The 12,711-nt window shown below is 31.2% G+C and carries 14 protein-coding genes; all 14 read right to left on the bottom strand.

Going from position 1 to position 12,711, the window contains the following annotated elements:
* Positions 1–30 precede the first annotated feature (30 nt).
* The 14 genes from CIG1485E_RS00205 to CIG1485E_RS00140 are packed head-to-tail and all read right to left on the bottom strand — an operon-like array spanning position 31 to position 12,697.
* The gene (locus CIG1485E_RS00205) at positions 31–1,197 is read right to left on the bottom strand and encodes an N-acetyl sugar amidotransferase (protein WP_038452467.1); all 1,167 of its coding nucleotides are present in this window, start codon (positions 1,195–1,197) and stop codon (positions 31–33) included.
* A 1-nt stretch (position 1,198) separates the two neighbouring features.
* Positions 1,199–1,807: an imidazole glycerol phosphate synthase subunit HisH gene (gene hisH, locus CIG1485E_RS00200; protein WP_038452466.1), complete on the bottom strand. Its 609-nt coding sequence runs from the start codon at positions 1,805–1,807 to the stop codon at positions 1,199–1,201.
* On the bottom strand, positions 1,804–2,559 hold the full coding sequence (gene hisF / locus CIG1485E_RS00195) for an imidazole glycerol phosphate synthase subunit HisF (RefSeq protein ID WP_038452465.1): 756 nt from the start codon (positions 2,557–2,559) through the stop codon (positions 1,804–1,806). The genes hisH and hisF overlap by 4 nt, the downstream gene beginning before the upstream one ends.
* Complete coding sequence (gene neuC, locus CIG1485E_RS00190; RefSeq protein ID WP_038452464.1) at positions 2,560–3,705, bottom strand: UDP-N-acetylglucosamine 2-epimerase; 1,146 nt, start codon at positions 3,703–3,705, stop codon at positions 2,560–2,562. It abuts the gene before it with no gap.
* 10 nt (positions 3,706–3,715) lie between these two features.
* Positions 3,716–4,402, bottom strand: coding sequence for a PIG-L deacetylase family protein (locus tag CIG1485E_RS00185; RefSeq protein WP_038452463.1), 687 nt, complete (start codon positions 4,400–4,402; stop codon positions 3,716–3,718).
* Positions 4,402–5,565, bottom strand: coding sequence for a UDP-N-acetylglucosamine 2-epimerase (neuC, locus tag CIG1485E_RS00180; RefSeq protein WP_038452462.1), 1,164 nt, complete (start codon positions 5,563–5,565; stop codon positions 4,402–4,404). Before neuC (CIG1485E_RS00180) ends, CIG1485E_RS00185 begins: the two co-directional genes overlap by 1 nt.
* Positions 5,565–6,374 (bottom strand): GNAT family N-acetyltransferase, encoded by an 810-nt coding sequence (locus CIG1485E_RS00175; RefSeq protein WP_038452461.1) that lies wholly within the window; start codon positions 6,372–6,374, stop codon positions 5,565–5,567. Before CIG1485E_RS00175 ends, neuC (CIG1485E_RS00180) begins: the two co-directional genes overlap by 1 nt.
* Positions 6,371–7,093 (bottom strand): SDR family NAD(P)-dependent oxidoreductase, encoded by a 723-nt coding sequence (locus tag CIG1485E_RS00170; protein WP_038452460.1) that lies wholly within the window; start codon positions 7,091–7,093, stop codon positions 6,371–6,373. The genes CIG1485E_RS00175 and CIG1485E_RS00170 overlap by 4 nt, the downstream gene beginning before the upstream one ends.
* A 1-nt stretch (position 7,094) precedes the next feature.
* Complete coding sequence (locus CIG1485E_RS00165) at positions 7,095–8,426, bottom strand: AMP-binding protein (protein WP_051870883.1); 1,332 nt, start codon at positions 8,424–8,426, stop codon at positions 7,095–7,097.
* A gap of 6 nt (positions 8,427–8,432) precedes the next feature.
* Entirely contained in the window at positions 8,433–8,684 is a 252-nt protein-coding gene (locus CIG1485E_RS00160) for a hypothetical protein (protein ID WP_038452458.1), read from the bottom strand.
* 39 nt (positions 8,685–8,723) lie between these two features.
* Entirely contained in the window at positions 8,724–9,656 is a 933-nt protein-coding gene (locus CIG1485E_RS00155) for a formyltransferase family protein (RefSeq protein ID WP_038452457.1), read from the bottom strand.
* Complete coding sequence (gene neuC, locus CIG1485E_RS00150) at positions 9,656–10,816, bottom strand: UDP-N-acetylglucosamine 2-epimerase (RefSeq protein ID WP_038452456.1); 1,161 nt, start codon at positions 10,814–10,816, stop codon at positions 9,656–9,658. The genes CIG1485E_RS00155 and neuC (CIG1485E_RS00150) overlap by 1 nt, the downstream gene beginning before the upstream one ends.
* Positions 10,813–11,814, bottom strand: a complete 1,002-nt coding sequence (gene neuB, locus CIG1485E_RS00145; protein WP_038455445.1) for an N-acetylneuraminate synthase — start codon at positions 11,812–11,814, stop codon at positions 10,813–10,815. Before neuB ends, neuC (CIG1485E_RS00150) begins: the two co-directional genes overlap by 4 nt.
* Positions 11,804–12,697, bottom strand: a complete 894-nt coding sequence (locus CIG1485E_RS00140) for a methionyl-tRNA formyltransferase (RefSeq protein ID WP_038452455.1) — start codon at positions 12,695–12,697, stop codon at positions 11,804–11,806. Before CIG1485E_RS00140 ends, neuB begins: the two co-directional genes overlap by 11 nt.
* Positions 12,698–12,711: the final 14 nt, after the last annotated feature.

The raw sequence follows: 12,711 nt of genomic DNA, 5'->3' as shown, positions 1-12,711 counted from the left end.
TTTAAATACAAAAAATAATATCATTTTATATTATCTTTCCCAAATAGGTTTTTTTAACTTCCACTTTCCATATCTATTTTCCCATAAATGTGGAGATCTCCAACTATCAATAATATCATAATAATATTCCTCGGTTATATCACAATACTCCAAAAATGTCTTGAAATGCAACATTGGGAATTCCCCATCAAATCTTTTAACAAGTTTAATACCTTCATCTCTAGTAATATGTCCATCTCTAATCTCATGTGCAGTATCAGAAGTCGCTCTGCCTAAACCAAATTTGATATATGAAAGATAGTAATGAAACCCATCTATTTCATCATCTAAAGATGCATACTTAGAATATGTACCTTCGTTTCTACAAAATCTAGGCTTAAAACCAGTATGCTCAACAGCATGATAATATAACTCTTGCGGAATCCACTTTTTATAGTATCCAAAAAAATGAATTTCTAGACCAAGCTTATCTAATAATTCATCTTCTGGTGCCATATAAGGTAAAATATCATTTGAATTTATACCGTACTGTAATAAATCCTCTGGAGCTAATCCGGAAAAATAATGCGCTTTATGATCTATCTTATAATCACGATTTGGTTTAAAGGCATTTTTCATACTGCCACCATACTCAACTTCACCATTTTCACCATACATTATAAGTGAAACATTATGTTTTAAAGCCATTTGCATTGGAAAATTTGACTGTCCATATATAAATGGTTGAAATGGATCGCCCAAGACTTCAAATGATATTTTTGTAAGTTTTCTATGAATAATTCCATTTGGTGTTCCAAGCACATTATCGAACCCACCAATATGAATATGCGATTGAAAATTATTAAAACCATCTTTGCTCCAAATATGGGGAGACCAAGTAACCGTTAATGGATTCATACCATATTTGTATTTAAGTTGATAAGCAACAAAGCTGCTGTCCTTGCCCCCGCTTGATGGGACTATAACGTCGTACGAGCCATCATTTTTTCTAAATCTATCACATAATTCCTTAAGCTCTTTATCTCTTAAAACCCAATCAATTTTATTTTGCTTAAAATCTGCATATTGACAAGCAGAGCATACACCTTCATCATTAAAAGTGATTCTAGGTCTTTGATTCGATATAGTGCACTTTTTACAATATTTTACCTCCGTAGGTAGATTATATCTTTTTTGAGTATCTTTATGTAATATCATTTTATTCTCCTAGACTAATAAAATTTCTAAATAGCTGAATCCCTGGTTCTTTGCTTTTTTCAGGATGAAACTGCACACCATAAATATTATCTTTTAAAATAGCAGATACAAAAGAGCGATCTGCATATTTCGTAGTAGCTATCACATTATCTAAGTTTATAACTTCGTAAGAATGCATAAAATAAAATTCTTCATTTTCTATTCCTTTTAAAAGCTTGTTTGGTTTTATCACGCATATCTTATTAAATCCCATATGAGGTAATTTTTCATCAATCAAAAGTGGCTGAACTTCACCACTTATCATACCCAAACCATCAGTTTTTCCATGTTCAAAACCAAATTTGCAAAGAAGTTGCATACCAAGGCAAATACCTAAAGTTGGCTTAATAGCAATAGATGTTTTTAAGATTTCTAAAAAATTATCCTTACTAAATCTTATCATTGCATCCTTAAAGCTACCAACACCTGGCAAGACTATTTTATCAACTATATAAAAATCTTGCTCATTACTGATAATTTTTACAAGGCCTCCAGCTTGTTCTATGGCTTTTTGAATACTATATAAATTTCCAGCTATTCCATAATCTACAATTCCTATTATATTACTCATCTAAATACCTCTATACCATGTTTAGACAAATAATCCTTGATATCGTTGATAGTATATTTATTATAGTGCAAGACGCTAGAAATCGCTACTCCACTAGGATTGGCATAAGTAATTAAGTTATAGATATCTTCTAAACTACCAGCACCACTTGCAACTATCACTGGTATATTTACAGCATCAACTACCATTTTTGCAAGTTCTTTATTAAAGCCCTTTTGTATGCCATCGTTATCTACAGATTGAAGTATTATTTCTCCAGCACCTCTTTGTTCAACTTCTTTAACCCATGATATTACATTTTTTCCTGTTTGAATTTTTCCACCATCGCTGTAGCATTCATACCAATTATCCCATTTTTTTGCTTCGATATTTATAATTATCGATTGATTGCCAAAAATTTCTGAAGCTTGATTTATTATTTGCGGATTATTTTGTATAGCATATGTATTTATAATGACCTTATCGCCACCAGATCTAAATATAGATGAAATATCATCTATAGATGTAACCCCCCCCCCTATTGCAAAAGGAACTAAAATCTCATTTGCAGTTTGCTTTATATCGGATAAAATAATCTCTCTTTGATATAAAGATGCAACTATATCTATATACACTATCTCATCTGCACCTTGCTCATAGTACTTCTTGGCTAACATTGATGATAAACCAATTTTTCTTAACCCATCAAAATATACTGGCTTTACAACGTATGGTGGTTTTACGTCAAGCTTCGCAATTATTCTTGTTCGCATCTATTCTCCTATATCCCAAAATTTCTTTTTTAGAATATTATCCAAATTTACCTTTTTTAATACTTCTATAATCTTTTTACTAGCATTTCCATTGCCATAAGGATTGGTTGTGTTTTTTAGTATTTGTCTGAATTCTTTTGTGTAGGCTTGTTTTATTGCATTTTGTATGCTTAGCTTATAAGGCTCGCAGTCTATTACACTACTTGCTTTTATGCGACCTTTTTGGCGATCTCCTATATTTATAGTAGCTATTTTAAAACTTGGAGCTTCACTTAATCCACTTGAGCTATTTCCTACTACCATATCCACGTATTTTAACGCACTTAAATATCTAAGCTGCCCTAATGAGGCAAAAGATATTGATTTGTTTGAGTTTTTAGCTACGTATTCATCTATCATTTCATTTATGATTTTTCCACCAGTGTCAGCGTTGGCTTTTGTGAAAATTATATTTGTATCATTTAGCTCATCAAGTGCGTTTAAAAGCTCGCTAAATTGCTCTTTTGCCGATTCTTTTTCTAATGTAACTGGATGAAATGTAACTAGTATATTTTTTTGATTTAGTTTGAAATTTATAGATTTTTCAAACTCATCTTTTGAGAGTAAATTTAGTCTTTTTATATTTTCTATACCCATTCCACCTACATTATATACCCTACTTGGCTCTTCTCCTAGCTGGATAACACGCCTTGCATACTCATCTGTAGCCACAAAATGTAGATGGCTCATTTTGGTTATGGAGTGGCGAATGGCTTCATCAAATGCACCTTCAGTCTTTTCTCCACCGTGAATGTGCGCGATAGGTATTCCATAAATCATTCCTGCTATAGCAGTAGATAACATTTCATACCTGTCACCTAAAACCACTAAAATATCTGGTTTTAGAGTTTTAAGCTTATCCCCAAATCGCTGAGTAGCCAAACCCATAGAATGACAAATACTGCTTTCATCATCGTTTTTTAGATCAAGTGGAATTTTATCAAAATTTGGGAAATCTTTCTCTATTTCTTTATAAGTGTAGCCAAAACACTCTTCTAAATGCGCTCCAGTTACGATGAGTTGTAACTCTAAATCATCACTTTTTTCAATACCCTTTATAAGCCAATAAAGCAGTCCATACTCTGCTCTAGTCCCAGTGACTACCATAATCTTTTTGCTATATCTGCCTTTCTTTAATGAGAACGAAGCTCTCTGCGTATATAGATTTGTCACAACCTATATACCCCCCCCCTAAAGTACAGCCTCTAAATGTCGCAAGAGCTTTTATGTTTTCTATACTTCTAGGAAATGGAGCTGTAGCTACTTCACTTTTAAAAATTTGCATAATCTTGCATTTTTTTTCTATAAACTCGGATATATCTACAAAAACATTTGGTATAAAACTATCTTCTTTTGTACTTGGAGCAAATTCTGTCTCGCTCAAAGTCTCCATCATATAAATTCGCCTTATAAATGGATAACGAAATGATTTAGTACAGCTATAAGCAGCTTCAAATATCTTACGATGATCGCTATGCACATCGCCTTTAAATGGCAAATAAATAGTATCTGGCTTGATATCATTCATCACTTTAGAAATACTGGTTATCAACTCACTCATACTATACTCATCAACTCGCATAGTATTTAACCCTAAATTTATAACACTATCAAATTTATATGCTTTAGCAACTTCTTTTATTTCTTGTTCTCTTGCAGTGTAATAACTATGATTTTGATCTATGCTGGTACAAATCAGCCAGTGAATCTCATCACCATTTGCTTTGTGTCTTAGCAATGTCCCACCACAACCTAAAGTTTCGTCATCCGGATGAACCGCTATGACTAAAATTTTATTTTTCATTATAAATTTACCTTTAATGGATCTATTGATTTCACAATCGTCGATTTAAAATCTGTTTTTTTAATAATATCAAAAGCCCTAGTGGCACTTTTGCCATCCCCATAAGAGTTTAAAAGATTATTTAAACTACCTATAAATTCTTTAGATGTAGCAGTATCTATACTTCTACCTATATCATTATAATCGGTAGTGCAAAATATAACATTTCTATCCGCGTATCTTCCGACCTGTCTATATCCTACATTTATTGCTGGTATTTTAAAACTAGCAGCTTCACACACACCAGAAGACGAATTTCCTATTATAAATTTAGATTGTTTATAAATAGACATAAACATAATTCTATCTAAATTTTTATAAAAAATAAAATTTTTATCATTTTTATATTTATCAATAACTTTAAGAAGTTTAGTATTTCCTTGATCAATATTTGGATAACTTACAAATGTATCTATTTTTCTATCTTTTAAATTTAATAAAATATTCTCAAAATACTCATCCACTAACGCTAGTTCAGAAGTAATGGGGTGAAATATCATTAAAGCAAAATTATCAAAACCATTTTTTATACCAAAGTAGTTTTTAATTTCACTCCTATTTATTGGTTTAAAATCTTCAAATTTATCTAGAGATATATTTCCTATGACAAATATCCTATTCTCCTCTTCGCCAAGCCTAATCAGTCTTTTTTTATGCTGTTCTAACGTGACGAAATGAGCAGTCGAAAGCTTAGAAGTTGCGTGTCTTATAGGATTATCAATATAGCCATCTTCTGCATGATCTCCAGAAAAAAAATGTAATGTAGGAATACCAAGATATCCACCTATCATAGAGTATATAAGTACATCTTCTCTATCTCCGGCATAAATGAGTACGTCAGGATTAAATTTTGCAATAGTTTCTAGGCTATTTTGCAACAACAAACTTGCACTTTTTAATCTAGATAAATTTGTATCCGAACTCAACAATGTCTCTATTTCTAACAAAATATCGAAACCATCTTTTTTTATCTCTTGCACACTATATCCAAAATTTGGAGATAAATGAGCACCACTAACTATAATTTTAAAATCTATATCTTCATCTTTATCTAGTAATTTATATAAAGGTGATAACAAATCATAATCTGAACGAATAGATGTAAAAGCTAATATTTTTTTCATCAAAATACATCCGACATAAGTAAATTTATGTAAATTTTGGAATAATCAAAATCACTTTGTATAGGCAAATAGGTTGCATTAATCGTATCTATTACTTCTATATTATTATCATTTTTTGCATTAAACTCTAAAATATTTACAACTGATAGGTCACAAATATTTGCTTGCATTAGATTATGGTCAAAATTTATATAATCCAATACCGCCAAAATATCATATGCATTTTCAAATTTTTTGAAAATTATTATCTTATTATCTCTTACACAAAATAGATAATTTTTATGTTCAAATCTCCACTTAAGCATCTCTTTATCAATCACCAAGCTGCTTTCAAAGCTATTTAAATTTACATTTTCTAAATTTGTCCTTATTAATTTTATCTTTTTTATATCCTTAAATCCACCAAATAACTTTAAACATGGATAGGCTAATTTATTGGGAAACGCCAAAATAAAATCTACATTATTTTTTTGCGCATATTCTTTTTGTAGTTTTAACAATTGTACATAAATTCCTCTATTCCTATACTCTTTTATTACCATAGAAGTAGTAAAAAGATAAAAATTACCCTCTTTTTCTTTTGTAGCATATTTTTGCAAAATCATAAGAGAAGTTCCGACTATTAAATTATTATCAATATCTTTTGCCAAAAATAAAGCCGTATCATTATATGGTGAATTTATAAATTGATGTTCCCATTGATCATCTTTTAACTCTTTGTGATAAACATCAGAAAAATTTCTTTGAATATCATATTTGTAATAATTTTTTTCTTCTTTGCTCTTTAGTATTAGATACTCTATTTTCATGATACACTTCCGGCATCTACTGTAATTATGGTTCCTGTAATATTTTTAGCATCATCTGATAACAAAAATAGCACCGATCCAGCCACATCATCAACCGTAACAAGGTGTCCTAATGGAGATCTTCTTTTAATACTTTCTAACTTCTGACCTTGAAGTTTACTTGTCATTGCAGTTTGCATATATCCTGGAGCTATAGTATTCACGGTAATATTTGCTTTACCTAATTCCCTAGCTAATGATCTTGTAAATCCTTGCATTGAAGCTTTTGTAGCTCCATAAACAGATAATCCATTAAATCCAGTATTCCCTATAATGGATCCAATATTGATAATCCTCCCTCTAAATTTCATAATCATAGAACGACTCACGTATTTTGTAAGAATAATTGGCGCTTCAATATTTACCCTTATAAGCTCCGATATTTGGCTTTCATGCATCGTTCCTAAAATACCATCATATCCCAATGCTGCATTATTTATCAGTCCGTAAATATTCCCATATTCTTTAGTTATTTCTCTTACAAGCAACTGTATATTTGCCGTATTATTAAAATCATATTCTTTATAAAATAGCTCTTTAGGATAAGCTTTTTGCAAATTTAAAAATTCTTCACTTTTAGTTCTTGCTATTCCAACCACCATATAATTAGATTCCAATAATCTTTTACAAATAGAAAAACCCAAACCCTTAGATGAACCTGTTACTATTATTAAATCCATACTAATTCCTTCTCAACTTTCCATTTTGTGTAATCTCTAAATCATCTACTATATTTACAATAGCAGGTATTTTAAAGCCATCTAAATTTTTACGACAATAAGATAGTAGTTTTTTCTTCAGTTCATTTTTATCTAAATTATTATTTATTGGTATAACATCTGCACAAACCAAATAACCCATAATTGTACTTTTTTTAGCATATACAAAAGCATTTGATATCAAATTAGAAGCTAATAGTTTTATTTCAACTTCTTCTGGTTGCACTTTATTGCCACCAACATTGATAGAACCTGATTTTCTACCTAAAAATAAAACTCTATCATTTTGTATTGTTACCAAATCACCTGTATCTATAAACCCATTATCATCATACATAGAATTGTTTGAGATATATTCTTGTAATTTTTCTTTTGGCTTAATAAACAACACAGAATCATTACTAATTTTCATATTAATATTTTCTATTCCATCCTTTATATATGAATATGGAAATCCAGCAAAACCATCTGTAACTACGAATCCAACACCTACTTCTGTAGAAGCATATATATGCGTTATTTTTATATTTTTAAATTTAATTTTAAGAGCTTCCAATATTGATTGGTCAGATATCTCTCCTCCTAAAGTTGCCCTTCTTAGCTTTAAATTATTTGATTCTTTTGTCATTAAAACCTTTCTCCAAAAAGATGGAGTGGCAGATATTATGTTACAAGAATTATTTATAAATAAATTTATGATATCTTTCATAGAATAATTTGATTCTGGTATTATTATAGTCGAACCACCGAGTATTGATTGCAAAAGGACTTGAATACCAGAAAATCTATAAATGTCAAATGTTAATCCCCAAATATATTTTGAACCAATTTCAGTATTTGTTTTAGTTGTCCTAGAAAGGCTTTCAAATGTATGTGCTACTAATTTTGGTTGATTTGTGGTCCCAGATGTAGGAATAACCCATTGGGTATTTTTTATCTCTTTTAGCTCAATATCTGTATTTTCGTCTATAATATTTAATTGTATAATATCATTATCTAAAAATACATCATAATTAATATGCAATTGCTTATAATATTTTTTAAGTAAATTTTTATCTAGATTATTAGAAAAAAAAGCTATGCGTTTTACATTTCCATCCAAAATACAAAGCAACTTAGCAAATTCGAATCTACTTACAGAATTTATGGCAATACAAGAATTTTTTAAATTATCAATTGTCTTTTTATTTTTTACAAATAATTCTTTTAAATTTTTATAAGAAAACTCTTCATATTTTGAAACAAAAGCAACTCTATTAGATGGAATATCAGATATATATTCTAAAATACTCATTACAAACTACTTGTTTGGATTCATTTTTTCATATATATCAACAAATTCGCCAAAAGTAGACGGATAAAATGGTCTATCCATCATAGTAAAAGGGTCAAATCCAAGTTTTTCATCAAGTGTTGCAACCAAGATTGCAAATCCTAATGAATCTAAACCACTTTCTAATAATATTACATCATTTTCTAAGTCTGGTACCAACAGCTCCGCACCAGTTTGTTCTAAAACTTCCATATAGGTTTGTTTGATTATATCTTTCATTTTTGCTCCTTAAATTTAATAACAAGGAGCAAGATTAAGCTATAGATATTCTCCTATCCGAGGCAATATAGAACATTCATGTTCTATTAAAAGTATAGCATTATCATAAGTTTTAACCAAAATACCGTTCTCATCTACTTTTAATACTTTACCAGCTTCAATATTTGGTAAATTTACAGTGACTTCTTTGGATTTCCATACTTTAAAACTTTGTTCTTTATAGATAAATTCTGCTCCAACATACGGTCTGCTTAATGCTCTAACTAGATTATAAATAGCATAACTAGTCATTCTAAAATCTATCAAACCATCATTTTTATCTCTCTTTCGCCAAGTATTACTTGCCAAGCCATATTGTTTGACAGAAATTGCAAGCAAGGTATTTTTAAAAGAGTCGCCATACCCCCCCCCATTTCGTAAATTGTCTAAGTAAAGCTTAGAGATTTGCTTTGTAAATTTAGATATCTGTTTTAAGGCTATTTGGCTTACTTTATCGTATAAAGTTTGTGCTGTATCATGATATGAGATTTTAAAACTCTGTTGTGATAATATATCTCCACTATCAGCTCCTTCATCCATAAAAAAGAATGTAGATGCACTCTGTTTAAGCCCAAGAGCTAAAGCCCAAATAAGAGGGTGGCGACCACGATTTTGCGGTAATTGTGCAGGATGATAACCTATAATAGGGCATAAATTTAGAAGTTCTTTTTTAATAAGGCTAGACCATCCAAAACAAAAAACAATATCTGGCTCTAAAGATTTGATCCATTCTATATTTTCATTTGAATTGATATCATTAACGTATTTATATGGTATTTTATTTGCTTTGCATAAAGGAGTAAGATCGGCAAAATCACTATTAAACTTACTATTTTCTTTTGTGCAGACTCCAACTATGTTTGCACCTATATCCACAAGTTTTTCTAAAGCAGATTTTGAAAATTGCACTGCACCGATAAATACTATTTTCACTAATCCACCCCTATATCCCAAAATTTCTTTTTTAGAATATTATCCAAATTTACCTTTTTTAATACTTCTATAATCTTTTTACTAGCATTTCCATTGCCATAAGGATTGGTTGTGTTTTTTAGTATTTGTCTGAATTCTTTTGTGTAGGCTTGTTTTATTGCATTTTGTATGCTTAGCTTATAAGGCTCGCAGTCTATTACACTACTTGCTTTTATGCGACCTTTTTGGCGATCTCCTATATTTATAGTAGCTATTTTAAAACTTGGAGCTTCACTTAATCCACTTGAGCTATTTCCTACTACCATATCCACGTATTTTAACGCACTTAAGTATCTAAGCTGTCCTAAAGAGGCAAAAGATATTGATTTGTTTGAGTTTTTAGCTACGTATTCATCTATCATTTCGTTTATAATTTTTCCACCAGTGTCAGCGTTGGCTTTTGTGAAAATTATATTTGTATCTTTTAGCTCATCAAGTGCGTTTAAAAGCTCGTTAAATTGTTCTTTTGCCGATTCTTTTTCCAATGTAACTGGATGAAATGTGACTAGCAAATTTTTTTGATTTAATTTAAAATTTATAGATTTTTCAAACTCATCTTTTGAGAGTAAATTTAGTCTTTTTATATTTTCTATACCCATTCCACCTACGTTAAATACTCTACTTGGCTCTTCTCCTAGCTGGATAACACGCCTTGCATACTCATCTGTAGCCACAAAATGTAGATGGCTCATTTTGGTTATGGAGTGGCGAATGGCTTCATCGATTAAGCCCTCTGTGGCTTCGCCACCATGTAAATGAGCTATTGGGATTCTCGATATCATCGCCGCACTAGCAGCACAAAATATCTCATATCTATCACCCAAAACTACTATTATATCAGGCTTTAGCTCATCAAATACCTCGCCAAATCCTATCATGGCTAAACCCATTGATTTTGTGATGCCAACTGATGTATCGCTTGATAGTAGCATCTCTACTTTTTTATCTATTTTAAAGTCTTTTTGGATTTCTTTGTAAGTCAGACCAAACTCAGGACTCAAATGCGTACCAGTAACGACTACTTGGAGCTGCAAATTTAGCTCATTTTCTATCTCTTTCATAAGCCAGTAGAGTAAGCCATACTCTGCACGTGTGCCCGTGACTACACAAATTTTTCTCATATTAACTCATCTTCTTTGTAGTTTTTAGTGGCGATCTGTCCTATTATTTCATCCCACCTCATTGGGCTTATGCCATTTCCTGGGCGTTTGATAGCTAAATTTGATTCGCTAAAAATCTCGCCTTTTTTGATTTCGCATTTTGCGACTATTGATTTTCTAGCTATATTTATATTTTGGCTCTCGCTTGGGCTTGGTTTTTTGATACTGCTTCCTAAGGCTAGCTCTATATTCCTTATAGCTTTTACCATATTTTTTAGCTCGCTTGGCTCAAGGCTTGCTTTATGGTCTGGTCCTTGCATAGTTTTATCAAGTGTGAAGTGTTTCTCAATGACTGTCGCGCCTAAAGCAACTGCGGCGATCGGGACTTCTATGCCAGAAGTGTGATCGCTATAGCCAAATTTGACATCAAAAGCCCTGCCTATCGTAATCATGGCTTTTAAATTTACATCGCAAAATGGCGTTGGATACTGAGTATTTGCGTGTAAAACAGTTATATTTTCTTTTTTTGTGCCGTTTTGAGTGAGGATTTCTAACGCATTTTCAATCTCACCCAAATTTGCCATTCCAGTGCTTAAAATTACGCTTTTCCCAAGACTTCCTATATGCCTAAGATATGGCAAATTCGTTATCTCGCCACTTGGGATTTTGAATATTTCAAGCCCAAATTCAGCTAATAAATTTATGCTATCATGATCAAATGGCGTGGATAAAAACATTATATTTTTGCTTTTAGCGTAGCTTATCAGCTCAGCGTGGGCGTTTTTATCTAGCTCAAGCTTTTTTATCATCTCAAACTGAGTTTCATTTTTATCCGTAGTTTGCTTTTGATATTGGGCTTTATCAGCGTTTTTTGATACCAAATTTACTGCTTTAAATGTCTGGAATTTAACCGCGTCAGCTCCAGCATCGCTTGCTACGTCTATAAGCTTTTTAGCCAGTTCCAAGCTGCCATTATGATTGACCCCAGCTTCTGCTATTATAAAGACTTTATTTAATATCAAATCTATCTCCAATTTTTATTTTACCATCAAACTCAAATTCAACTATTTTAACAAAACTATCTTTGGTTTTTACTAAAAACCCATCTTTGTCTATATGCAAAATCGCACCCACAATGCACCTGTAATCCACTGCCTTTTTAAGCTCTATTACTTTATTTATCTTCATCTCTTTACCAGCAATAAAAGCTCTTGCCATAGGTCCAGGACTACAAATCGCACGGACAAAATTAAAAATATCACGTGAGTTTTGATTCCAATCCAAAATCTCATCTCCAACTTTTCTTTGAGAACAATAAAATCCAATCCCGCTTTGTTTAATACCTTTTGGAGCGCCTTTTTTAAACATACAAATAGCTTCATAAAGTATATTTGCACACTCCTTATAGGCTACTTCTAAAAGCGTTTCGTACGTGCTATCATCTTTTATGCAAAAAGTTTTTTGTAAGATAATGTCACCAGTATCTATACCTTCATCCATATAGTGTACGGTTATACCAAACTCCTTTTCATCATTAATTAACACCCAATTTAAAATATTTCTACCACGGTATTTTGGTAATTTTCCAGCATGACAATTTATTGTCTTAAATTTAGGTAGATTTAAAATCTCACTTTTAAAAATTTGATTAAACGACATCGAAACAAACAGGTCGCAATTATACTTTTTAACGCTTTGTATAAATTCTTTTGAATTTATATTTTTATGTTTTAGATAATCAATATTATAAGTTTTTGCAAGCCTATATAATGTTTCGTCATTACTATCAAATCTAACACAAACAAACCCAATTTCAATCTCGTTGTCACTTACGAGCTTATCAAACGCATTATGCCCCCATTTTCCATCAGCAAAATAACCTATTTTCAGTCTTTTTATCATATGTTCTGCTTTTG

Origin of the sequence: Campylobacter iguaniorum (assembly GCF_000736415.1) — a bacterium.
Classification (GTDB): domain Bacteria; phylum Campylobacterota; class Campylobacteria; order Campylobacterales; family Campylobacteraceae; genus Campylobacter; species Campylobacter iguaniorum.
Note: the sequence above shows the minus strand (reverse complement) of the source record. Positions and strands in the feature narration are given on the sequence as shown.

What these genes read in the sequence shown, in the direction of transcription:
- CIG1485E_RS00205 (WP_038452467.1), bottom strand. Translation starts at nt 1,197, where the DNA reads ATGATATTACATAAAGATACTCAAAAAAGATATAATCTACCTACGGAG.
- hisH (WP_038452466.1), bottom strand. Translation starts at nt 1,807, where the DNA reads ATGAGTAATATAATAGGAATTGTAGATTATGGAATAGCTGGAAATTTA.
- hisF (WP_038452465.1), bottom strand. Translation starts at nt 2,559, where the DNA reads ATGCGAACAAGAATAATTGCGAAGCTTGACGTAAAACCACCATACGTT.
- neuC (WP_038452464.1), bottom strand. Translation starts at nt 3,705, where the DNA reads ATGGTAGTCACTGGGACTAGAGCAGAGTATGGACTGCTTTATTGGCTT.
- CIG1485E_RS00185 (WP_038452463.1), bottom strand. Translation starts at nt 4,402, where the DNA reads ATGAAAAATAAAATTTTAGTCATAGCGGTTCATCCGGATGACGAAACT.
- neuC (WP_038452462.1), bottom strand. Translation starts at nt 5,565, where the DNA reads ATGAAAAAAATATTAGCTTTTACATCTATTCGTTCAGATTATGATTTG.
- CIG1485E_RS00175 (WP_038452461.1), bottom strand. Translation starts at nt 6,374, where the DNA reads ATGAAAATAGAGTATCTAATACTAAAGAGCAAAGAAGAAAAAAATTAT.
- CIG1485E_RS00170 (WP_038452460.1), bottom strand. Translation starts at nt 7,093, where the DNA reads ATGGATTTAATAATAGTAACAGGTTCATCTAAGGGTTTGGGTTTTTCT.
- CIG1485E_RS00165 (WP_051870883.1), bottom strand. Translation starts at nt 8,426, where the DNA reads ATGAGTATTTTAGAATATATATCTGATATTCCATCTAATAGAGTTGCT.
- CIG1485E_RS00160 (WP_038452458.1), bottom strand. Translation starts at nt 8,684, where the DNA reads ATGAAAGATATAATCAAACAAACCTATATGGAAGTTTTAGAACAAACT.
- neuC (WP_038452456.1), bottom strand. Translation starts at nt 10,816, where the DNA reads ATGAGAAAAATTTGTGTAGTCACGGGCACACGTGCAGAGTATGGCTTA.
- CIG1485E_RS00140 (WP_038452455.1), bottom strand. Translation starts at nt 12,697, where the DNA reads ATGATAAAAAGACTGAAAATAGGTTATTTTGCTGATGGAAAATGGGGG.